The organism is Rhizobium sp. BR 314 (genome assembly GCF_047445805.1).
In the GTDB taxonomy this organism is placed as follows: Bacteria; Pseudomonadota; Alphaproteobacteria; order Rhizobiales; family Rhizobiaceae; genus Rhizobium; species Rhizobium lusitanum_B.
The window spans coordinates 62,189-83,506 of the sequence record NZ_JARWLA010000002.1 but is presented as its reverse complement, the minus strand read 5'-3'; the positions used below and the strand labels follow the sequence as shown (position 1 = coordinate 83,506).

Genomic DNA, 21,318 nt, shown 5'->3' with positions numbered 1-21,318 from the left:
GCCCTCCTCCGGCGTTTTCATTCCCAAATCTTGACAAATACATTGATATCAATGTTAATAAACCATGTCAAACGCAGTCGAAATCCCCTTTGAAACCACACTGTTAGTGCGCGACACCTGCCTCTGCCTGCATGTGCAGCGCGCAGCCCGCGCGCTAGCCCGGCGCTTTGATGAAGCGCTGAGACCGTTCGGACTGACCAACGGCCAATTTTCCCTCATGATGTCGTTGAACAGGCCTGCGCCGGCATCCATGGGATCGGTCACGGCACTTCTGGCTATTGACCAAACGACGTTGACGGCCGCGCTGAAGCCGCTGGAGCGGCGCGGATGGGTCAGCATCGCGCCCAATCCGAACGATCGGCGCGCGCGCCTCCTTAGCCTGACACCGTCGGGCAAGGCAGCGCTTGCTGCTGCGGTTCCGGTCTGGAAGATGACGCATGCCGCCCTTGAGGAGCGGCTGCCGGACGGCAATGGCGACCAGCTGCGCCGAGATCTCTCTACTCTGCTCTGAACTCAGTCGACAGCCTGGGATCACCCTCGAAATCCTGCCGTTCAAAGCCGATACGGCGCCGGGGAAATTCGCACAGCGCCTGCACGCCGGCGCGCGACAGTCGAATGCGCCAGGTCTGACGCTCCACCGGCTCCCGAGCCGAAAAAGCCTTGGCAGTCAGCAATGCGATGTTTCTGCCCCCTTTGGGGTCTCGGACAGAACGATAGAGGATCGCCTCGATGCCGCCCGACCGCGCCGCTTCTGCGAGCGACTGGCATGCCTCATAGTTTACCGGATCGGTCCATTGCTGACGATCGCGATCCAAAGGAGGCGCGGTGAGATCGATCACCGCCTTCGTGGCGATCGCCGCCGCGAAGGCGGTATATTCGGCCGCGTTGGCAGGCAGCGGCGTGTCCGGAGAGTCGCGGAAGAACAGCAATCTGTAGAAACTCATCTCCGCCAAAGCGGTCTCCACCTGCTCCGAGGCGTAGAAAACGCCGAGCGTGCGACCTGCCCGACGAAAACGCGACCCATGGGGATAGATGGCGCCATAACGAAAGGGTGTGGCGAGCAGATAGTCGAGCCCGACGCATTCCGGCGGCAGGACCGGCTTGCTTTCCTCCAGCAGATTTTCGAGAAGCGCCTGCTCTTCCAGCGTATCGACAAGTTTCAGCGTCGAGACCTGATGCTGCGATTCCACCAGCCGCCAATAACGGTCGGAAATGGCCCTCCCCTCAGATGAGAGCGCGGCGGGCGTCCAGATAGGCAAGGACATCGGTCAAACCAGAAATCGAGGTAATCTTGTCGATGGGAGCGGCAGCAAAGGCGATATTGCCGTTGCGCAGCCACTGTCGCGCCACTGTCTCGTCACCACCAACAATCGCATCCAGCGAGCGAAAGAGACGAACGAAAAGCACACCAAGCTCGAACGGCTTGCTGTCGCGCTCCAGAAGATGATCCTGCCGCTTCATGCGCGATACTGTCGCCTCCGAAACCCCGATGACCGCCGCCAGTATGCGCGCGTTCAAGCCAAGCCGTTCGGCCGCATTGACCACCGCCTTGGTGATGACGAGCGCCTCGCCGGGCTTTGCTTGATTTATTGCTTGAGCTTTTGCCATAGCCGCATCCTTTCCCAAGAAAAGATATAGCAACTTTCTTGCAAAAGAAAAGGAGCGGCAGGCTATGCCTCCGCTCCTGATCGGTTTTATTTCGCCTTATCAGGCGTCATACACGATCAACTTAGACAACCGTGAACGGCACTTCGGTCGAGGTGCGCATGGCGTGGCTGTAGGGGCATACGATGTGTGCGGCAGCGGCCAGCTTTTCAGCTTCGGGCTTGTCCATGCCGGGAATGTGAACAGCCAGGGAAACTTCGATGCCGAAGCCGGTACCGTCTGCACGCGGACCGATGCCGACCGTCGCGGTGACTTTCGCATCTTCCGGAATCTTGACCTTCTGCTGGCCTGCGACAAATTTCAGGGCACCCAGGAAGCAGGCAGAGTAGCCGGCGGCAAATAGCTGCTCGGGATTGGTGCCGGTGGCGCCATCGCCGCCTAGTTCCTTCGGCACGGTCAGCGTGACATCAAGGACGCCGTTTTCGGAAACTGCATGGCCGGCGCGGCCACCGGTGGCGGAAGCTTTGGTCGTGTAGAGAATAGGCATGTCATGTCTCCCTTCGGTTTGGATGATTTTTATATACAGCGCGATTTAATCGTGCGCAATATGTATTTTTTGCAATTTGATTTTGCACGGTGAATTTGTGACAATGGCGCCAACAAGAAAATGGCGGAGCGGCGATGATAGACAGTGCGAATGGGCAGATTGTGATACCCGATGAGGAAAAGCGCCTCGAACGGCAGCTTTGCTTTGCCGTTTACAGCGCCGCGCATGCCTTCAACCGTGCCTACAAGCCAATTCTTGATCGCGTCGGCCTCACCTATCCACAATATCTTGTCATGCTCGTACTTTGGGAAAAGGGCAGCCTTCCCGTGAAGGTCATCGGCGAAAAGCTCGATCTCGATTCCGGCACGCTTTCACCTCTGCTGAAGCGGTTGGAACAAGCAGGGCTGATCGATCGCGCGCGCGACACAAGGGATGAGCGGCAGGTAATCGTTTCGCTGACGGAGGAAGGCGCAGGTATGAACTGCCAGGTCGAAACGATCATGGGCGCCATCGGCCAGGCCACCGGTTGCAATCTATCCGAGATCGGCGATCTGCGCGACCGACTGCGGCAGCTAAAGGCCAATCTTGCAGCAGAGTGAGCCGTCCGCATTTCGGACGAAAGGCTACTGCACGGCCTTCTTGAAAGCATTCCGTACACGGCATACCGAAAAAGCGGGTAAAATAGCGAAGGGCGCCTCATTCGGGCGCCCTTTCTGTATTTCGGCAGTGCGATCTTACGTCGTCACGAGGATCGGCGCGCGTTCCGGCACCCGATCGTAGAGATCGATGACATCCTGGTTCAGCAGGCGGACGCAGCCGGACGAAACGGCTTTGCCAATGGAACGCCAATCCGGATTGCCGTGCAGGCGATAGAGCGAATCCTGCTTGTCTTCGAAAATATAGAGCGCGCGTGCGCCGAGCGGATTCTTCAGCCCCGGATCCATGCCGCCATTGGCGATGGAAAACTTGACGAGTTCCGGCTGGCGGGCAACCATCTCATCCGGCGGGTTCCAGCGCGGCCACTTCTTGCGCCACTGAATGATGCCACGGCCCTGCCAGGCAAAGCCTTCGCGACCGACGCCGATACCGTAACGCATGGCCGTACCGCCCTGCTCGGTAACGTAGAGCATGCGCTGCGTGGTGTTGACAATAACCGTGCCCGGTGCCTCGCCGGTCGGATCGACCACGCGCTGCCGGTAAAAACGTTGATCGATCTGCTGATAAGGAACAGCCGGCACATGGAAGCCGCCGTCATCCAGCGCGGCATAGATCACGGCAGGATCCGGCTGCTCGCCATCATAGCTGGAGAACCAACTGCGGAACGGTTTGGGCGATCCGGTATATTGCACGGGGCTGACGATGGGCCCGCTGTTGACGGTGGAGGCACAGCCGGCGAGCGTAGAAGCGGCGCCGATGCCAACGAGGGTGAGGAAATTACGTCGGGATAGCGAAGAAGGAAGGCTCATGTCGACAGCATAGTTCCTGTTGAGACGGAAGCGAGAACCCGCGATGCATAAGCTGATTCGGCTTCCCGAGAGGTTTGCAGAGACAAAGGCAAAACTAAAGAGCGCAGAAACGCCCCGCTATCGCACTTATGCAACATCACGAAAATTTGTGGTAAAATAACCTACAAAACCACGATTTCTGCCCGGGCCGATACCCGGCTGTAGAGATCTATCACGTCCTGGTTGAGCATTCGTACACATCCGGACGAAGCGGCACGGCCGATCGACTGCCAATCCGGCGTGCCGTGAACGCGATAAAGCGTATCCTTGCCATTCTGAAAGATGTAGAGCGCCCGCGCGCCGAGCGGATTGGTCGGCCCCGGATTCATACCACCGCGCGCAGCCGACAGCGGTTTCATCTGCGGCTCACGGTCAACCATCTCGGCCGGCGGCGTCCAGCGCGGCCATTTCTGCTTCCATTGGATCAGACCCCTGCCGTGCCAGGCATAGCCGGCCGCACCGAGGCCCACGCCATAGCGCATGGCCTTGCCGCCCGGTTCGATCAGATAGAGAAAATGATCCCTGGTATCGACGACAATCGTGCCGGGCCGCTCATTGGTCTTGTAGTCCACTTCCTGACGCAGGAAACGCGGATCAATGCGCTTGTAGGGAATGGCCGGCAGCGTGAAGTCGTCTTCGCTCTTTTGCGCATACATGGCCTGATGCACAGGATTGAAGGTCGGCAGGCCGTAGGTCTGATGGAACTGGGTGCGGAAGAGATCGCGCGATTGCGGTACTGGCTGCACTGGCAGGCGATGCACCTTCTGCGGATCGATACCCTCGGGACGATAGAAGATCGGCGCCGTTTCCTGCACGAACCGATCTGGATCGGTTGCGCCGGTATCGGGAATGATGCTGCAAGCTGACAATGTCATCAAAGCGGCAGTTGCAAGCAGGCGACGGGAAACGGGCAGCAGATCGGCCATCATCGGAAACCAGTTGAAACACATATCGGATCAGCGGCATGATGAACGGTCCGGCTGGAGCGAAGCTGGCGTCGACGGCGAAGGTATTGCGAGGATTGGCCAAACGCCTGGTTTTCGACGCGGGGCCATGCAGCCGCGATGCGAAGATGGCACCTGCCGGCAGAGCCGTTGGCCAGCCCGCCAGGCTAGGTCGCTACGTTTTCGAAGAACCGGATGCTTTGTTCGATCTCGCCCGGCAAGGCCGAATTGTGGCTGCCCGGGACGGTTGCCATGTCCATTTTCACGCCGCCGGCCGTCGCGCGCTTGGCCAGCAGGGCAAGCCGCGAATCGAAATGGGCCTCTTCCGTACCGCGAAACAGCTTCATCGGGCATCGGAAACTATGCGCGTAACAGAGCGGCGAGCGCATCTGGAATTCGCGTGGGTTCTTGGTGTTGAAACGGATATCCTGCGGATAACGGCTGAAGAAGGCATAGGCGTCCGGATTGCCCGATATTGGTGCGGCCGCGCGGAAACGCTTGGTCGACATGGCAGTCAGCATGGCGAGCGTGCCGCCGATACTGTGCCCGGCCAGAAACAGGCGATGCGGATCGATGCCGGGCAGATGCCGAAGCCGGTTGGAAGCCGCCAGCACATCGGCGACCTCGTCATAGAAGCCCGAGAAGTTGCCCTTCTGCCCGTTCTCGCCGCGCATCGAAGGGATCATGACCACATAGCCCGCTTCGACATAGGGCTTCATCAGCTGCCAGTGCCCTTGGCCGATGGCATTGCCGCCGTGCAAAAAAACCACCGCCGGCTTCAAGGTGCGCTCGCGCGTATACTTGGAAACCCAGGCAACCAGCTCCAGCTCGCCGCCGGCGCCGCTACGGTAGAAGAGCTTGTCGGCCATGGGCGGCGTCACAAGCGGCTCGTAGATATCAGGCGCCGGTCCCTTGTTCACCAGGTCAGTGCGGAACACGCGACGTTCCTTGCTGTAATTGCCCGAAAGCAGCGGCGGCGCGTCCTCGGCTTTTTCCTCCGCGGCTGCACTCTTGCTATCGGCGGGCTTGCCGCCGGTCGTGCTGTCGTCGGCGGCTCTCATGACGTTCGGCGCAAAAAGCACGACGGCCAGGCCGGCAAGAATGCCGCGACGATTGGGACGAAATGTGGTGTCGTCAGACGTGGTCATAGGCTCTGTCCAAATATGCCGGCGCGGTTCGAATCTGCACAGGTTGAAAGGCAAGGCCAACTCACATTGTGGTGAGGATTCGCCCTGTTTCATTCATCAACAACTGGAGACTTCGCGTCAATTAGCGCAATCAAACTTTCCAGCCGATCCGCCTCGTAAGGAGGCTTGTCGAGACGCAGCCGGGCAATGCGAGGAAAACGCATCGCGACACCGGACTTATGACGCGTGGAACGGTTGATACCTTCGAAGGCGACTTCGAGAACAAAGCCGAAATCGCGATCGGCGCGAACAGCCCTCACCGGGCCGAAACGATCGACCGTATTGTCGCGCACAAATTTGTCGAGCACCTCCAGCTCGGCATCGGTGAAACCGAAATAGGCCTTGCCGACGGGCACCAGCTGCTCTCCCTCCGGCGTCATCGCCCAAACGCCGAAGGTGAAATCGGAATAGTAGCTCGATCGCTTGCCGTGGCCGCGCTGGGCATACATCAGCACGGCATCGACATTGTAGGGATCACGCTTCCACTTGAACCAAGGCCCCTTGGCCCGGCCGGCAAGATAGGCGCTATCCTTGCGCTTGATCATGACGCCTTCGATCACCGGATCGGGCGGCGAAGAGCGCAGCCGATCGAGTTCTTCCCATGAGGAAAAGTCGACCAGCGGCGACAGGTCGAAACGGTCGTGAGGCGCTGCCTCGACAATCTCCGCCAGCCGCTCGCGCCGATCGAGAAAGCCGCGGGCGCGGACATCTTCCGCCCCATCGAAAAGAAGATCGTAGGCGCGAATGAAGGCCGGAAACTCGTCCAGCATCTTAGCGGTGACGGTCTTACGGTTGAGGCGCTGCTGCAGGTCGGAAAATGTGCGTGTCGGGCTGTTGGAACGTACGGTGCCGCCGACCAGCAGCTCGCCATCCATGACGCCTTCGAAGCTCATCGCGTCGACAATGTCCGGGAAAGCGGCGGAAATATCGTCGCCCGAGCGGGAGTAGAGCTTGCTCGTCGCCCCGGAGCGCGAAAGCTGGACGCGAATACCGTCCCACTTCCATTCGGCGGCGAAATCTTTCGGCTCGAGCCCGTCGAGATCACCGGGTTCGACCGGGTTGGCGAGCATGACGGAATGGAAGATCGCCGGCGTCGCGAGTATAGGCCGCTCGCCCTTCCCTTCAAGCCAGTGGAAGAGGCTTTCATAGGGAGGCTGCAGGCCATGCCACAGCGTTTCGATTTCAGTGACATCCTTGCCGTTGAGTTCGGCCAGCGCCTGCTTGGCAAGCCGGGCTGAGACGCCGATGCGCAATGCGCCCGTTGCAAGCTTCAGGAAGGCGAAGCGGCCCGAGGTATCCAGCCGATCCAGCAGGTCGCGGACGAAGCTGCGCACCTCGGTTCGCCCGAGCGCGTTCATGCGGCGTACGACCTCGCCAAGCTTCGGCTGTTCGCCCGGGAGACGCTCGATGTCGCTCTCCTTGTCCCAAACCAACGAGATCGTTTCGGCGAGATCGCCGACATAGTCGTAGGAATAGCGGAACAGCACCTCGTCCATACGCTCGAGCACGAGTTCGCGCAGCATGGCTGGCTTGACGTTGCGCACCTCCAGCGTGCCGGCGATGGCGGCCAGGCCATAGCCACGATCGGGATCGGGCGTATCGCGGAAATAATCGGTCAGCAGCTTCAGCTTGCCGTTGCGGCTCGGCGTCAGCACCAGGCGGTCGAGAAGGTCGGCAAAGGCTTTCATCAATCGCCCTCGTCTTCATAGCCGATGAGGTGCAGCGGCTTGGCCGTGATACCCTGCAGCTCGCACCAGCGCACCAGCGCCTCTTCGCGGCCATGGGTGACCCAGACCTCGCCTGGCGTCAGGTCGGAGATCGTCTCCGTCAGCTCCGGCCAGTCGCAATGGTCCGATATGACCAGCGGCAGCTCGACGCCGAGCTGCTTGGCACGCTGGCGCACCATCATCCAGCCGGAGGCAAAGGCTGGGAGCGGATCGTGAAAGCGTCTTGCCCAGCGATCCTGGAACGTTGAGGGCGGGCCGACGACGACGGCGCCGTGGAAGATCGACTGATCGCGGCTTTCGATGGTGGCTGGCTTGAGCTCGCCGAGCGCGATACCCTGGCTGACATAATAGTCGCACAGGGTTTCTAGCGCGCCATGAATGTAGATCGGCTTGTCATAGCCGGCATCGCGTAACAACCGAATGACCCGCTGCGCCTTGCCGAGCGCATAGGCGCCGACCAGATGGGTTCTTTCCGTGAACTGCCGAAGCGAGGCCAGCAGCTTGCGGGTTTCAGCCATGGGATCGGGATGGTGGAAGACCGGCAGCCCGAAGGTTGCTTCGGTGATGAAGACATCGCAGGGAACCGGCACGTAGGCCGCACAAGTCGGGTCCGGCCGGCGCTTGTAGTCGCCCGAGACGACGATGCGCAGGCCATCCTTCTCCACCGCGATCTGCGCCGAGCCGAGTACATGGCCCGCCGGATGGAAACTGACCTTCACCCCGTTGATCGTTATCTCCTCGCCGAAGGCAACCGGCTGCTCCGACCCGGCAAAATTATCACCGTAGCGGATGCGCATAATATCGAGCGTTTGGCGCGTGGCGAGCACATGGGCGTGGCCGGAGCGGGCGTGGTCGGAATGGCCATGCGTGACGAGCGCCCGTTCGACCGGCCGCACCGGATCGATGTAGAAGCCGCCGATCGGGCAGAACAGCCCTTCGGGCGCGGGATAAAGCAGTTGGTCAGGTCTCATGACTCAAGAGGATAGCGCTATTCGCGCGTTTAGGTAGCGATGGCGGAGGTTTTTTAATCGTAGCGGCGCTCCGGCTGCCGGTCCGGCAGATCGAAAACGAGCACATCCTCGCTATAGGGTTTTGCTTTCGCCACGACGACACCGTTCGGATCGACGATTGCGCTGCTGCCATAGCTCACCCAGCCGTCGGCATTGCCGCCGACCACATCCGATGCCATCACCCAGCACCCCGTATGCTTGGCGCACATCTGCAGGCTCGATATGCCCGGCGTGTGCCACCTCTCTGCCTTGTGGGGCCTGAGCATCAGATTGATAGGATTGCAGATGAGACCGGCTCCCTTCTGAGCCAGCCGACGCGCCGTATAGGGATACCTCAGATCAGCGCAGATGTTGATGCCGAAGCGCCAATATCCCTCTTCCCAGACAGGAAAATCGGTTCCGGGCGAGCAGCCGCTTTCGAGTGGATGGGCCTTGGCATAGACCCCAACGATCCGCCCTCCCTTGGCGACCAGCGAGCTATTGTAGAGCGCCTCGCCCCGCCTCTCGAAAAGGCCGACGATCGCCGTCGTCCTGCCCGAGGCGAAGCGGCTGACAAGAGCGTTCAGCCTGGCATCATCGAGAGAGAGTGCGCGGCTCCGCGCGAGAGCCTCGTCGTAGCTATGCCCCTGCAGGTAGCATTCGGGAAAAAGCGCGAGATCAATTCCCTGCGTGTCGGCCCAAACCAGATCTCGGGTCAGGATCTCGGCCGTCTGCTCGACGGCATCGAAAACTGCCAGGCGTTGGAAGGTCGCGATCCGCATGCGGCAGAGCTAGCATGAGTGGTGAGTCGCCCCTAGCGCCAACCGTGCCCGGATTGGTTAAGGAAAGCTCAAGGCTGGCCCGCATTCACCGAGGCCAACATATGCAAGTAATGGCCAGAGGACGAAAACGTGCCAAAACGGTACGGATTTGCTTGGCACGATTTCTGCTTGGCCGATGTCGTTTCGGGAGCCTGCAATGATTCATCGCCGCGCCTTCATCACCTCTCTGGCCACTTCGGCGGCAGCCGGCCTGTTCGCGCCCGGCATATTGGCTGCGCCGCTTCCGAGGACCAATGGTGCCGAGCTCCGCGGATCGATCGATGCCATCGCCTATAAGACGACGCCTGGCGCCAGCGACTTCAAGAGCGGTAAGCTGCAGGCGATGATCGACAATGCCGCGCGCAACAACATGCCTTTGATGCTACCGCCCGGCAACTACACCGTGTCCAACCTGACACTGCCGGACAATACGCGGATTATCGGCGTACCCGGCGCCACACGATTGATCTATGGCGGCGACGGCTATCTGATGAATGCCGACAAGGCCAAACGCATCGAGCTTTCCGGCCTTCTACTCGATGGTGGCAATCGCTGGCTGGCCGACTACGCCGGAGCCCTTCTGCAGTTCACAGGCGTCGGCGATGTGCGGATCGACAATTGCGAGATTGCCGGCAGTCGCAAGCATGCGCTGCAACTGGAGCGCTGCGGCGGCCGGATTGAGCGCAGTAGGATCTCCGGAGCCGCCGAAGCCGGTATCTATTCCGTCCAATCCATTGGATTGCAGGTGACAGGCAACAGCGTCGAGGATTGCGGCAATGGCGGCATCCTCATCCATCGCTGGGGCAAGGGCGAAGACGGCAGCAGCGTCACCGACAACCGCATAGCCCGCATCCGCGCTAATAACGGCGGCACGGGTCAGAACGGCAACGGCATCAATGTCTTCCGTGCCGACGGCGTGCAGGTCTCCGCCAACCGCATCAGCGATTGCGCCTTCTCGGCGATCCGCGCCAATTCGGGATCGAATGTGCAGATCTCCGGCAATCAGTGCCTGCGTTCCGGTGAGACGGCGATCTTTTGCGAATTCGAATTCGAAGGTGCCGTCATCAACAACAACCTGATCGATGGCGCCGCAAACGGCATTGCCGTCACCAACTTCGACAATGGCGGCCGGCTCGCAAGCGTCACCGGCAATGTCATCCGCAACCTGTCGGCCACAGCTCCCTATGCCCAGGACATCGGGCTCGGCATAGGCATATCAGCCGAGGCTGATACGCTGATTTCAGACAATGTCATCGAAAATGCGCCGCTCTGCGGATTGAGGCTCGGCTGGGGACCCTACCTCCGCAATGTCAGCGCGACAGGCAATATCGTGCGCCATGCCGGCATCGGCTGCGTCGTGTCGGTAGTAGATGGCGCCGGCTCGGCCGTCATCTCGAACAATATTTTTCAGGAAATGGAGAAGGCCGCGATCATGGGCTTTCGCTGGGACAAGGCAGCCTCCGGCGATCTTTCCGCCGGAAGCTCGCAATTTCCGCAATTGACCGTGGCGAACAACAGAGTGGTTTAAGCGTGCCGCCAGTTCGGCTGCCGTTTGTCGAAAAAGGCGGTAATGCCCTCTCTCGCCTCCTCGGTTTCCCAGGCATCGGCCAGCTGCTCGACGACGTCATCGATCATACCGTCGGTGATCGGCCGGCCGACCGAGCGGGCCAGCGCCTTGGCGCGTGCCGCGGCCTGCGGAGATGCGGACAGAAAATGGCGGATTTCGGCCTCGACGGCCTCGTCCAGCGCTTCCTCGGCGACGACCCGGGACAACAGGCCAGTGGCGTGTGCCTGCCATGCGTCGATGATCTTGCCGGAAAGGAAGAGCGGGCGAGCATTCGCTTCGCCGATACGGGCGACCACATAGGGGCTGATCGTGGCAGGGATGATGCCGAGGCGCACCTCCGTCAAGCCGAAGCGGGCCGTTGATGCGGCGATGACCATATCGCAGACGCTGAGGACACCGATACCACCGCCGAACGCATTGCCCTGAACACGGGCGATCAATGGCTTGGGCAGCTCGTTCAGTGCCTTGAACAGCATGGCGAGCCGGCGCGCCTCGACCATGCGGCCCGCGCGCGTCGCATCGAACTGCGCCCGCATCCAGCCGAGATCTCCGCCCGCACAGAAGCTTGCTCCCTCGCTCGTGAGCACGACGACACGGACCGTCTTGTCATTGCCGAGATCGCGGACTGCCGAGGTCAGGGCATCGATCATTTCGGCCGAGAGCGCATTGTGCTTGTCCGGGCGTGTCAACGTGAGGTGGGCAACGCCGCGCTCATCGGTGGCGATATGGATCGTTGGCGACGTCATGAAGCACTCCTGAGGCTGCGGGCAAAGGCGGCGGCGCGGGCGAGCTTTTCCTCGTCGAGGCCAGTCTCGTAGCCATGCGCCATCAAATAATCGTGGACCGCGACGGTATCGACATTGCCCTTCGCGCCGGGGGCGAAAGGGCAACCGCCGAGACCGCCTGCGGCGGCATCGAACACGCGCAGGCCGCGCTCGAGAGCAACGGCGATATTGTCGAGCGCCCGACCGGATGTGTCGTGAAAATGTCCGGCGAGAGTCGTAGCCGGAAGTTCATCCAGAACCGCGGCAAGCAAGCGATCCACGGCTTCCGGCGTCCCCCTGCCGATCGTGTCGCCGAGGCTGATCTCATAGCAACCGAGCGCCCGCAATTGCCAGGCGACATCGGCGACACTCTTCGGCAGCACGGCCCCTTCATAAGGACATTCGACAACGCAGCTGACATAGCCGCGCAACGGAACGCCGCGATCGCGGCTTGCGGCAGCCACCGGCCGGAAGCGCTCGATGCTTTCGGCGATCGAACAATTGATGTTGCGCTGCGAGAATGTTTCGGAGGCCGATGCAAAGATCGCCACCGCATCGGCACCGGCCGCAAGCGCTGCCTCGAAACCCTGCATATTAGGAGCCAGCGCCGCGTAACGCACGCCCGGCCGGCGCTCTATTCCGGCCATGACAGCGGCGGCATCGGCAAGCTGCGGCACCCATTTCGGGCTGACGAAGCTGGTGACTTCGATACGGTCGAAACCACTATCGGAAAGCAGATTGACCAGCTCGATCTTGCGCGCGGTATCGATCGGCTGCTTTTCGTTCTGCAGACCGTCGCGCGGCGCCATCTCGACGACGGTGACATGGTTCGAATGCTCCTGCATCATGTCGCATCCTCCGGACGAAGCGACAGCAAGACGGCGCTCTCGCTTGTCTGATCCCCTTCACCAACATTCAGGCTCTCGACGATACCGTCGCGCATCGCCGTCAGTGTCAGCTCCATTTTCATGGCCTCCATGACGATCAGCGCCTGTCCCTTCGCCACCACATCTCCCTCGCGGACGCGGATGATCTTGACGAGGCCGGGCATCGGCGCGATCAACCGATCACCTCCGGCAGACGCCTCTTCGCCGCCGTCAAGCGGATCGTGACGATGGAAATGATGCGTTTGCCCATCCATGAACAAGGTCGTGCCGTTCGATGCCTCGAACACGGTGACATTTGACTGGCGGCCATCGATCTCGATACGACGAGCCTTACGGTCCCCCGCCAAAAGCCGGAGCGGAATGCTACGATCCCCAAGCGCCACGCTGAAAAGTGCCCTTCCTTTTACGGTCACGCGGCAATGGGTCTGCCCGCGGTCATAGTGCAATGTAACGGGACGGTTCGCTTCGCCCCAAAGCTGCCAAGGGCCGAGCGAAAGCCAGGGATCGCCACCAGTCGCGCCAGCAAAGCCGCCTGCTTCGGCAACCGCGGCGACAGCCAGAGCACCATCGTCGGGCTGCCGCGCCGAGGTCAGCGCCTCCACATCGCGGTCGATCAGCCCGGTGTCAGGATGACCGGCAGCAAAATCCGGCTGGCGACTGAGGCGGATGAGGAAATCGAGATTGGTGGTAGTTCCGGCAACTTGCGTTTGCTCCAACCCGCGCGTGAGTTTTGCAAGAGCGGATTGACGATCCGGCGCATGGACAGTCAATTTTGCAATCAGCGGATCGTAGTGCGGGGTGATGGTATCGCCCTCGCGCACGCCGGCATCGATGCGGACATCGCCTTCGGGAAACCGTAAGTGCGCGAGCGTGCCGGTCGCCGGCAGGAAGCCGCGCGAAGGGTCTTCCGCATAGATGCGGGCTTCGAAGGCCCAGCCGTTTATGGCGAGCTCATCTTGAGACTTCGGCAGCGGCTCGCCGCTCGCAACACGCAACTGCCACTCCACCAGATCCACGCCGGCGATCGCTTCGGTCACGGGATGCTCGACTTGAAGGCGGGTATTCATCTCCATGAAGAAGAAGCGATCCGGCGACAGACCGTCAGAGACATCGGCGATGAATTCGACCGTGCCGGCGCCGCGATAGTCGATGGCGCGGGCGGCGCGAACGGCCGCTTCGCCCATGGCGCTGCGCATCTCCTCGGTCATGCCCGGTGCAGGCGCTTCCTCGATCACCTTCTGGTGCCGGCGCTGTAGCGAACAATCGCGCTCGAAAAGATGCACGGCATTGCCATAGCTGTCACCGAAGACCTGGATCTCGATGTGACGCGGCTTGATCAGATATTTCTCGATCAGTACGGCATCATCGCCGAAAGCGGATTTCGCCTCGCGCCTGGCCGCTTCCAGCGAGGCGGCGAAATCCTCCCTCCGGTCGACCCGGCGCATGCCCTTGCCGCCGCCGCCGGCCCGCGCCTTGATGAGCACGGGAAAGCCGATGCCATCAGCCTGTTCGGCAAGGAAGCCGGGCTCCTGCGCATCGCCGTGATAGCCGGGAACGATTGGTACTCCCGCTCGCTCCATCAGCGCCTTGGCGGCATCCTTGAGCCCCATCGCGCGGATCGAGGCCGGCGACGGGCCGACGAAGACGAGGCCCGCGGCCTCGAGGGCTTCAGCAAAGTCCGCATTTTCCGAGAGAAAGCCGTAGCCGGGATGGATGGCTTCCGCACCCGTGCGCTGAGCCGCCGCAATGATCTTTTGTTTCGAAAGATAGCTCTCGCTCGCCACGGCCGGGCCGATGTGAACGGCCTCGTCGGCCAATGTCACATGTAAGGCATCCCGATCGGCGTCGGAATAGACAGCGACCGTGCGGATACCCAGGCGCCTTGCGGTGTGGATGACCCGGCAGGCGATTTCGCCGCGATTGGCGATCAGTATCTTCGAGAACATCGGCAGACCCTATTGCGCGGCAATGACTTCGACTTCGAGCAACCAGGCCGTGTCGAAAATACCGGCGATCACGACAGTCATGGCCGGCGTGAGCGGGCCTAGATATTCGGCGCGGATCTCACGGTTTTCCATAGTGTGGTGCCGGTCGGCAAGAAAGGTGGTGACCTTGACGATATCATCCTTGGTCATGCCGGCCGCCTTGAGTTGGGCATCGACATTCAGCCAGGCTTGGCGTGCCTGCGCCTTGAACCCGTCAGGCAGCGTATCGTCCGACGTCATCGGGATCTGGCCGCTGACGAACAGCAATCGCTCGAAATTTTCGAGCTTTACGGCCTGCGCATAGCCGCCGCGTGGCTGCGGCGCATTCTTTGCATTGATGGTATCGCGTTTCATTTCCATCTCCTCACATCCTGAACAGACCGAAGCGTGTGTCTTCGATCGGCGCGTTGAGTGCTGCTGAAAGCGACAGAGCCAGCACATCGCGGCTCTTGCGCGGGTCGATGATGCCATCGTCCCAGAGGCGGGCCGAGGCGTAGAGCGGGTGGCTCTGGGTTTCGAACATCTTGAGCGTCGGTTCCTTGAAGGCGGCCTCCTCCTCTTTCGTCCAGGGCTTGCCGGCGCGAGCCAGCGCTTCGCCGCGCACGGTGGCGAGCACGCCCGCCGCCTGCTCCCCGCCCATGACCGAGATGCGGCTGTTGGGCCAGGTCCAGAGGAAGCGCGGCGAATAGGCGCGGCCGGCCATGCCGTAATTGCCGGCACCGAAGGAGCCACCGATGAGCATGGTGACCTTCGGAACTTTGGTGGTCGCCACTGCCGTCACCAGCTTGGCGCCGTTCTTAGCGATACCTTCCGTCTCGTATTTCCGGCCGACCATGAAGCCGGTGATATTCTGCAGGAAGACCAGCGGGATCTTTCGCTGTGAGCAGAGTTCGACGAAATGCGCGCCTTTCAGCGCCGATTCCGAGAACAGGACACCGTTATTGGCGATGATTCCCACGGGAATGCCGTGGATATGGGCGAAGCCGCAGACCAGCGTCGTGCCGTAGCGCGCCTTGAACTCATCGAGGCGGGAGCCATCCACCATGCGGGCGATGACCTCACGCACGTCATAGGGCGTACGCAGGTCTGAAGGGACGATGCCCAGAATTTCTTCGGGATCGTAGAGCGGCGCCTCGGGCGTGCGAAGCTCGACACCCTCGGGCTTGTGGCGATTGAGATTGGCGACCGCCTGTCGGGCGAGCGCAAGCGCGTGGGCATCGTCGCGCGCAAGATGGTCGGCAACGCCGGAGAGGCGCGTATGGACGTCACCGCCGCCGAGATCCTCGGCTGAAACCACCTCCCCCGTCGCCGCCTTGACCAGCGGCGGGCCGGCCAGAAAGATCGTTCCCTGCTTCTCGACAATGATGGTTTCATCCGACATGGCAGGCACATAGGCGCCGCCTGCCGTGCAGGATCCCATGACGACGGCGATCTGCGGAATGCCGGCTGCCGACATATTGGCCTGATTGTAGAAGATGCGGCCGAAGTGATCGCGATCCGGAAACACCTCGTCCTGGTTCGGCAGGTTTGCGCCACCGGAATCGACGAGATAGATGCAAGGCAGGTTGTTCTCCGCCGCAATCTCTTGCGCACGAAGATGCTTCTTCACCGTGATCGGATAATAGGTGCCGCCTTTGACCGTGGCATCGTTGCAGACGATCATGCAGTCACGGCCCGAAACGCGGCCGATGCCGGCGATCAGGCCGGCGCCCGGTGCATCGTCGCCATGCATTCCGTGGGCCGCCGTCGCACCGATTTCCAGAAATGACGTGGCGGGATCGATCAAGCCGGCAACCCGATCGCGCGGCAGCATCTTGCCGCGACTGACATGCCGTTCGCGCGCCTGCGCTCCGCCGCCTTCGGCCGCTTTCGACGCCGCAGCCTCGGCGACCCCGATCGCCTCCAGCAACGCCGCACGATTGTCGCGGAAGCGATCGGAATGCGTCGATATCTCTGATTTCAGGACGGTCATGCGGCCTCACTCGATCAAGTCAAATGGAATTCGAAATCAGGCCGTCTCGCCGAACAACTCGCGGCCGATCAGCATGCGCCGGATTTCGGACGTGCCGGCGCCGATCTCATAGAGCTTGGCGTCACGCAGCAGCCGTCCGGCGGGGTAATCATTGGTATAGCCATTGCCGCCGAGCGCCTGGATGCATTCGAGCGCGAGCGCCGTCGCTTTCTCCGCGGAATAGAGAATGCAGCCGGCCGCATCCTTGCGGGTCGTCTCGCCGCGATCGCAGGCGGCCGCCACCGCATAGACATAGGCGCGCGCGGCATTCATGGTGACATACATGTCGGCGAGCTTGCCCTGCATCAGCTGGAACTCGCCGATGGACTGGCCGAACTGCCTGCGCTCATGCACATAGGGCATCACCACATCCATACAGGCCGCCATGATGCCGACGGGACCGCCCGAGAGCACGACGCGCTCATAATCGAGCCCCGACATCAGCACGCGAACGCCGCCATCGACTTGCCCCAGAATATTCTCCTCCGGCACTTCGCAATCCGTGAAGATCAGCTCCGACGTGTTGGAGCCGCGCATGCCGAGCTTGTCGAGCTTCTGGCCGACGGAAAACCCCTTGAAGCCCTTTTCAATAAGAAAGGCAGTAATGCCGCGCGGGCCGGCATCCGGCGAAGTCTTCGCGTAGACGACGAGAACATCGGCATCCGGGCCGTTGGTGATCCACATCTTACTGCCGTTCAGCACATAATGATGGCCGCGCTTTTCAGCATGAAGCTTCATGGAAACGACGTCGGAACCGGCACCGGGTTCGGACATGGCGAGCGCCCCGACATGTTCGCCCGAAATCAGCTTCGGCAGATAGCGCTCCTTTTGGGCCGTCGTGCCGTTGCGATGGATCTGGTTGACGCAAAGGTTGGAATGGGCGCCGTAACTGAGGCCGACGGAAGCGGACGCACGGCTGATTTCTTCCATGGCAACCGTATGGGCAAGATAGCCGAGCCCTGCCCCGCCGAGCGCTTCGTCGACGGTAATCCCAAGCACGCCGAGATCACCCATCTCCCGCCAAAGATGCATCGGGAAACTGTTGTTGCGATCGACCTCGTCGGCAAACGGCGCGATACGGTTGGCCGCGAAACGGCGCACCTGTTCGCGCAGCGCTTCGATGTCCTCGCCCAGCGCGAAATTCAATCCCCCTTCGAACATCCTGCTTCTCCTCCCGACCGTCCCAAACGTCCGATCCTTGTCAACGTATATCTCTTTATGCCCGCTTCAAGCGCCTGCCTTAGCCATCATGCGGCATTGGCCGACACTTGCCGCGTCTCCTGCGTCGCCTCATAGGCTTTCACCCTGTCGGCAATCGTCGTCATGATCGTCTCAATGGCCTTGTGCTTGACCGGGCCGAAGCCTCTGATCTCATCAAACAGAGAGAGAATGGCGAGAGCCTCCGCTTCGTTGTCGTGGCGCAGGCCTGCGAGCACGCGCTCAGCAATTCCTTCATATTCGGCGATCATGCGGCGCTCCAATCGACGTTCCGCCATATAACCGAAGGGGTCGAAAGCGGTGCCCCGCAGTCGTTTCATCGGCGCCAGGGCACGCAGCAACGGCAATATCCAGGCCCCGAACTCGCGCTTCTTCGGTCGGCCGTTCGGATCCTTCCCGCCTAAGATCGGCGGCGCAAGATTGAAGGCCAGCTTGAAATCGCCCTCCATCTCCTCCCGTAGCTGCGCTTCGAAGGAAGGATCGGTCAGAAGACGAGCGACCTCGTATTCATCCTTATAGGCCAGAATACGCGCATAGGTGACGGCGACGGTAAAGGGCACCTTGTCCGACAGGCGTTCCCTGATCGCCAAGGCGTTGGCATGGGCCACGAAGCGGCCGTAACGCTCGGCAAGTGCCTCGTTCTGATAGGCAGTCAGATGGGCCCTGCGATGCTTGATGAGATCTTCGAGGCCCATATCCGCCAGTGCTTTGCCAGCATCCAGCTCGGTGATCATGGCCTGCACGGACTGCGGATCATGCGCCAGAAGCCGGCCCCAGGAGAAGGCGGCAAGGCTCGCCTTGACGGCGACGCCATTGAGCTCGATCGCCTTCTCGATCGCTTCCAGCGACAGCGGCAGCAGGCCGCGCTGCCAGGCAAAACCGGTCAATAGAATATTGGTCGATATGGCATCGCCGGTCAGCTCGGTTGCGATGCGATTGAAATCGAGGAAGACGGATTTGTCGCTCACTGCCTTCGCGATCGTGTGCTGGATCGAGCCGGCCTTGAAATCGAAATCGCGATTGCGCACGAAATCGGCAACCGGCATCAGGCCGGTGTTGACGATGGCCGTGGTGCGGCCCTCCGAGCAGAGCGTGATCGCATCCTTGGAGGCGCCGACAACCTCGTCTGCAGCAAACAAGAGATCGGCGCCGCCGTTGACGATCCTCGATGAGGTGACGTCGCCCTGGTTTAAACCGATGCGCATATGGCTCATGACGGCGCCACCCTTCTGGGCGAGGCCGGCCATGTCGAGGATCATCGGCACCTTGCCGTCGAGATGCGCGGCCATACCAAGAATGGCGCCGATCGTCAGGATCCCGGTGCCGCCGACGCCGGCAATTGCGATATTCCAAGGGCGGTCGACGATGACAGGAATTTCAGGCAGGGGCAGCTTGATATCGGCAGGTGCGCGCGCCTTCCGCTTGCGGCGCTTGCCGCCATGAACAGTGACGAAGGATGGGCAGAAGCCTTTGACGCAGGAGAAATCCTTGTTGCAGCTCGACTGGTTGATCTGGCGCTTGCGGCCGAATTCCGTCTCCAGCGGCTCGACGGAAATGCAGTTGGATTGCACCGAGCAATCGCCGCAACCCTCGCAGACAGCCTTGTTGATGAAAACGCGCTTGGCCGGATCTTCCATCAGGCCGCGGCTGCGGCGACGGCGCTTCTCGGCGGCACAGGTCTGGACATAGACGATCGCCGAACAGCCCGCGGTCTCGCGCAAGGTCAGCATCACCTGATCGATATGGTCGCGATGCAGCACCTTGACGCCGGGCGCCAGCTCGGAGGCGCTGTAGGCGTCCGGATTATCGGACAGCAGGTAGATCGGCTTGACGCCCTCGTCATGCAGCTGCTTCGTCACCAGTTGCGGCGTAAGGTGCCCGTCGATCTGCTGGCCGCCGGTCATGGCGACCGCATCGTTGTAGAGCAGCTTGTAGGTGACATTGACCTTGGCGGCGACGGACTGGCGGACGGCGAGAATGCCGGAGTGAAAATAGGTGCCGTCGCCGAGATTGACGAACATGTGCTTTTCGTCGGTGTAGCGGGCAATCGCCGTCCAGGGCACACCTTCGCCACCCATCTGCGTGAAGGTCTCGGTGCTGCGATCCATCCAGGTGACCATGTAGTGGCAACCGATGCCGGCGGCGGCTCGGCTGCCTTCGGGAACGCGGGTGGAGGTATTGTGCGGACAGCCGGAGCAGAAGAACGGCGTGCGGTTCAGCGGCGCGACATGGCTTCTGCTGATCTGGCCACGCTCGGCAAGATGGGCAAGCTTGGCGGCGATGCGATCATGCAGACCCTGGTCGAGATCGAGTTTGACGATGCGCCCGGCGATCGCCCTGGCAACGGCACCGACCGTCAAAGCCGAAGACAGGCTGAGATAGGGTTTGTCGTGCTCGTCGAACTTGCCGACGATGCGCGGGCGCACATCGGAGCGCCAGTTGAACAGCTGCTGCTTGATCTGGTTTTCGATGATCTCACGCCGCTCTTCGACGACGAGCACCTCGTCCAGCCCTTCGGAGAAGTGCCGGACTGCCTCCGGCTCCAGCGGCCAGGGCATGCGCACCTTCAGAATGCGCAGGCCGATCGCAGCCATTTCTTTGGGGCCGATCTCGAGTTCGCGCAGCGCCTGCAGCACATCCTCATAGGCCTTGCCGGAGGAGATAATACCGAAGCGGGCATTGGGCACGTCGTGCGTGATTTCGTCGACGCGATTGGCGCGAGCGAAGGCGATGGCGGCATAGGCCTTGTAATTCTGCAGCCGGTCATCCTGCATCAAAGGCGGATCGGGCCAGCGGAGATTGAGGCCACCGGGGGGCAGTTCGAAATCGGTTGGCAGTACGAACTGCCGCCTTTCGCCGGAGAGATCGACAGCCGCGGTTGTCTCGACTGTATCGGCGATGAACTTCATGCCGACCCAGCAGCCGGAATAACGCGACATAGCGATGCCGAGCAGGCCGTATTCAAGAAATTCGTGGATGGACGAGGGATAGATGACCGGCATGACCGCCGACATGAATTCGTGGTCTGTCTGGTGTGGAATGGTCGAGGATTTGGCGGAGTGATCATCACCGGCAAAGCAAAGGACGCCACCATGTCTGGAGGTGCCGGCGGCATTGCCGTGCTTCAGCACATCGCCGGAACGGTCGACGCCGGGGCCCTTGCCGTACCAGATGCCGAGCACGCCATCCTTGCGGGCGCCGGGCGAGAGGCCCACCTGCTGCGAGCCCCAAACGGCTGTTGCGGCTAGATCCTCGTTGATACCGGGCTGGAAGGTGACGTCATGCGCATCGAGATAGGTCTTTGCCTTCAAAAGCTGCTGGTCGTAACCGCCGAGCGGCGAGCCGCGATAACCGGAAATGAAGGCTGCTGTGTTGAGCCCGGCGGCGCGGTCGCGCCGCATCTGGGTCATGGGCAGCCGCACCAGCGCCTGCAGGCCCGTCATGAAAACGCGGCCTTCTTCTGCCGTATATTTGTCGTCTAGCGAAACGCCGGTCGCAAGCATCTGCTCTCCTCCCGAGATCGCAGTCACCGATTGCCCATGTGCATTTCACCGGATGCCT

19 protein-coding genes are annotated in these 21,318 nt (G+C 61.3%); 3 read left to right on the top strand and 16 right to left on the bottom strand.

Annotated elements, in window-relative coordinates; genetic code table 11:
- Positions 1-64 precede the first annotated feature (64 nt).
- Positions 65-511 (top strand): MarR family winged helix-turn-helix transcriptional regulator, encoded by a 447-nt coding sequence (locus QD461_RS02920; protein WP_414086408.1) that lies wholly within the window; start codon positions 65-67, stop codon positions 509-511.
- Here QD461_RS02920 and QD461_RS02915 read toward each other — a convergent pair.
- The 3 genes from QD461_RS02915 to QD461_RS02905 all read right to left on the bottom strand — a co-directional run bounded on the left by QD461_RS02915 (position 498) and on the right by QD461_RS02905 (position 2,152).
- Positions 498-1,265 carry an RES family NAD+ phosphorylase gene (locus QD461_RS02915; protein WP_414086407.1) on the bottom strand — a complete coding sequence of 256 codons (768 nt, stop codon included), beginning with the start codon at positions 1,263-1,265 and terminating at the stop codon, positions 498-500. The genes QD461_RS02920 and QD461_RS02915 overlap by 14 nt on opposite strands.
- Positions 1,225-1,608, bottom strand: coding sequence for an antitoxin Xre/MbcA/ParS toxin-binding domain-containing protein (locus QD461_RS02910; protein WP_414086406.1), 384 nt, complete (start codon positions 1,606-1,608; stop codon positions 1,225-1,227). Before QD461_RS02910 ends, QD461_RS02915 begins: the two co-directional genes overlap by 41 nt.
- A gap of 121 nt (positions 1,609-1,729) precedes the next feature.
- Positions 1,730-2,152, bottom strand: a complete 423-nt coding sequence (locus QD461_RS02905; RefSeq protein WP_414086405.1) for an organic hydroperoxide resistance protein — start codon at positions 2,150-2,152, stop codon at positions 1,730-1,732.
- 134 nt (positions 2,153-2,286) lie between these two features.
- On the opposite strand from QD461_RS02905, the gene QD461_RS02900 reads away from it, so the two are divergent.
- A complete protein-coding gene (locus tag QD461_RS02900; protein ID WP_184701183.1) occupies positions 2,287-2,751 on the top strand; it encodes a MarR family winged helix-turn-helix transcriptional regulator in 465 nt (154 codons plus the stop codon).
- 135 nt (positions 2,752-2,886) lie between these two features.
- Here the strand turns inward: QD461_RS02900 and QD461_RS02895 are convergent, their stop codons facing one another.
- From QD461_RS02895 to QD461_RS02870, 6 genes are all read right to left on the bottom strand, one after another.
- Positions 2,887-3,618, bottom strand: a complete 732-nt coding sequence (locus QD461_RS02895; RefSeq protein ID WP_184701181.1) for a L,D-transpeptidase — start codon at positions 3,616-3,618, stop codon at positions 2,887-2,889.
- 161 nt (positions 3,619-3,779) lie between these two features.
- The gene (locus tag QD461_RS02890) at positions 3,780-4,583 is read right to left on the bottom strand and encodes a L,D-transpeptidase (RefSeq protein ID WP_414086693.1); all 804 of its coding nucleotides are present in this window, start codon (positions 4,581-4,583) and stop codon (positions 3,780-3,782) included.
- A gap of 185 nt (positions 4,584-4,768) precedes the next feature.
- The gene (locus QD461_RS02885) at positions 4,769-5,749 is read right to left on the bottom strand and encodes an alpha/beta hydrolase family protein (protein ID WP_414086404.1); all 981 of its coding nucleotides are present in this window, start codon (positions 5,747-5,749) and stop codon (positions 4,769-4,771) included.
- A gap of 89 nt (positions 5,750-5,838) precedes the next feature.
- Positions 5,839-7,476 (bottom strand): cisplatin damage response ATP-dependent DNA ligase, encoded by a 1,638-nt coding sequence (locus tag QD461_RS02880; protein ID WP_414086402.1) that lies wholly within the window; start codon positions 7,474-7,476, stop codon positions 5,839-5,841.
- A complete protein-coding gene (locus QD461_RS02875; protein WP_414086401.1) occupies positions 7,476-8,486 on the bottom strand; it encodes a ligase-associated DNA damage response exonuclease in 1,011 nt (336 codons plus the stop codon). Before QD461_RS02875 ends, QD461_RS02880 begins: the two co-directional genes overlap by 1 nt.
- A gap of 53 nt (positions 8,487-8,539) precedes the next feature.
- The gene (locus QD461_RS02870; RefSeq protein ID WP_414086400.1) at positions 8,540-9,286 is read right to left on the bottom strand and encodes a carbon-nitrogen hydrolase family protein; all 747 of its coding nucleotides are present in this window, start codon (positions 9,284-9,286) and stop codon (positions 8,540-8,542) included.
- A gap of 196 nt (positions 9,287-9,482) precedes the next feature.
- Between QD461_RS02870 and QD461_RS02865 the strand changes: the two genes are divergently transcribed.
- The gene (locus QD461_RS02865; protein WP_414086399.1) at positions 9,483-10,853 is read left to right on the top strand and encodes a TIGR03808 family TAT-translocated repetitive protein; all 1,371 of its coding nucleotides are present in this window, start codon (positions 9,483-9,485) and stop codon (positions 10,851-10,853) included.
- Here the strand turns inward: QD461_RS02865 and QD461_RS02860 are convergent.
- The 7 genes from QD461_RS02860 to QD461_RS02830 all read right to left on the bottom strand — a co-directional run bounded on the left by QD461_RS02860 (position 10,850) and on the right by QD461_RS02830 (position 21,260).
- On the bottom strand, positions 10,850-11,638 hold the full coding sequence (locus QD461_RS02860; protein WP_414086398.1) for a crotonase/enoyl-CoA hydratase family protein: 789 nt from the start codon (positions 11,636-11,638) through the stop codon (positions 10,850-10,852). The genes QD461_RS02865 and QD461_RS02860 overlap by 4 nt on opposite strands.
- Positions 11,635-12,504 carry a hydroxymethylglutaryl-CoA lyase gene (locus QD461_RS02855; protein WP_414086397.1) on the bottom strand — a complete coding sequence of 290 codons (870 nt, stop codon included), beginning with the start codon at positions 12,502-12,504 and terminating at the stop codon, positions 11,635-11,637. The genes QD461_RS02860 and QD461_RS02855 overlap by 4 nt, the downstream gene beginning before the upstream one ends.
- Positions 12,501-14,489, bottom strand: a complete 1,989-nt coding sequence (locus QD461_RS02850) for an acetyl/propionyl/methylcrotonyl-CoA carboxylase subunit alpha (protein WP_414086396.1) — start codon at positions 14,487-14,489, stop codon at positions 12,501-12,503. The genes QD461_RS02855 and QD461_RS02850 overlap by 4 nt, the downstream gene beginning before the upstream one ends.
- A gap of 9 nt (positions 14,490-14,498) precedes the next feature.
- Complete coding sequence (locus QD461_RS02845) at positions 14,499-14,882, bottom strand: RidA family protein (protein ID WP_184701162.1); 384 nt, start codon at positions 14,880-14,882, stop codon at positions 14,499-14,501.
- 10 nt (positions 14,883-14,892) lie between these two features.
- The gene (locus QD461_RS02840; protein ID WP_414086395.1) at positions 14,893-16,500 is read right to left on the bottom strand and encodes a carboxyl transferase domain-containing protein; all 1,608 of its coding nucleotides are present in this window, start codon (positions 16,498-16,500) and stop codon (positions 14,893-14,895) included.
- Between the two features lie 36 nt (positions 16,501-16,536).
- Positions 16,537-17,700 carry an isovaleryl-CoA dehydrogenase gene (locus QD461_RS02835; RefSeq protein ID WP_414086394.1) on the bottom strand — a complete coding sequence of 388 codons (1,164 nt, stop codon included), beginning with the start codon at positions 17,698-17,700 and terminating at the stop codon, positions 16,537-16,539.
- Between the two features lie 86 nt (positions 17,701-17,786).
- Positions 17,787-21,260: an indolepyruvate ferredoxin oxidoreductase family protein gene (locus QD461_RS02830; RefSeq protein ID WP_414086393.1), complete on the bottom strand. Its 3,474-nt coding sequence runs from the start codon at positions 21,258-21,260 to the stop codon at positions 17,787-17,789.
- Positions 21,261-21,318: the final 58 nt, after the last annotated feature.

Bases quoted from the DNA above. Each gene is read 5' to 3' on its own strand.
- QD461_RS02920 (WP_414086408.1), top strand. From the start codon at position 65: ATGTCAAACGCAGTCGAAATCCCCTTTGAAACCACACTGTTAGTGCGC.
- QD461_RS02915 (WP_414086407.1), bottom strand. From the start codon at position 1,265: ATGTCCTTGCCTATCTGGACGCCCGCCGCGCTCTCATCTGAGGGGAGG.
- QD461_RS02910 (WP_414086406.1), bottom strand. From the start codon at position 1,608: ATGGCAAAAGCTCAAGCAATAAATCAAGCAAAGCCCGGCGAGGCGCTC.
- QD461_RS02905 (WP_414086405.1), bottom strand. From the start codon at position 2,152: ATGCCTATTCTCTACACGACCAAAGCTTCCGCCACCGGTGGCCGCGCC.
- QD461_RS02900 (WP_184701183.1), top strand. From the start codon at position 2,287: ATGATAGACAGTGCGAATGGGCAGATTGTGATACCCGATGAGGAAAAG.
- QD461_RS02895 (WP_184701181.1), bottom strand. From the start codon at position 3,618: ATGAGCCTTCCTTCTTCGCTATCCCGACGTAATTTCCTCACCCTCGTT.
- QD461_RS02890 (WP_414086693.1), bottom strand. From the start codon at position 4,583: ATGGCCGATCTGCTGCCCGTTTCCCGTCGCCTGCTTGCAACTGCCGCT.
- QD461_RS02885 (WP_414086404.1), bottom strand. From the start codon at position 5,749: ATGACCACGTCTGACGACACCACATTTCGTCCCAATCGTCGCGGCATT.
- QD461_RS02880 (WP_414086402.1), bottom strand. From the start codon at position 7,476: ATGAAAGCCTTTGCCGACCTTCTCGACCGCCTGGTGCTGACGCCGAGC.
- QD461_RS02875 (WP_414086401.1), bottom strand. From the start codon at position 8,486: ATGAGACCTGACCAACTGCTTTATCCCGCGCCCGAAGGGCTGTTCTGC.
- QD461_RS02870 (WP_414086400.1), bottom strand. From the start codon at position 9,286: ATGCGGATCGCGACCTTCCAACGCCTGGCAGTTTTCGATGCCGTCGAG.
- QD461_RS02865 (WP_414086399.1), top strand. From the start codon at position 9,483: ATGATTCATCGCCGCGCCTTCATCACCTCTCTGGCCACTTCGGCGGCA.
- QD461_RS02860 (WP_414086398.1), bottom strand. From the start codon at position 11,638: ATGACGTCGCCAACGATCCATATCGCCACCGATGAGCGCGGCGTTGCC.
- QD461_RS02855 (WP_414086397.1), bottom strand. From the start codon at position 12,504: ATGATGCAGGAGCATTCGAACCATGTCACCGTCGTCGAGATGGCGCCG.
- QD461_RS02850 (WP_414086396.1), bottom strand. From the start codon at position 14,489: ATGTTCTCGAAGATACTGATCGCCAATCGCGGCGAAATCGCCTGCCGG.
- QD461_RS02845 (WP_184701162.1), bottom strand. From the start codon at position 14,882: ATGAAACGCGATACCATCAATGCAAAGAATGCGCCGCAGCCACGCGGC.
- QD461_RS02840 (WP_414086395.1), bottom strand. From the start codon at position 16,500: ATGACCGTCCTGAAATCAGAGATATCGACGCATTCCGATCGCTTCCGC.
- QD461_RS02835 (WP_414086394.1), bottom strand. From the start codon at position 17,700: ATGTTCGAAGGGGGATTGAATTTCGCGCTGGGCGAGGACATCGAAGCG.
- QD461_RS02830 (WP_414086393.1), bottom strand. From the start codon at position 21,260: ATGCTTGCGACCGGCGTTTCGCTAGACGACAAATATACGGCAGAAGAA.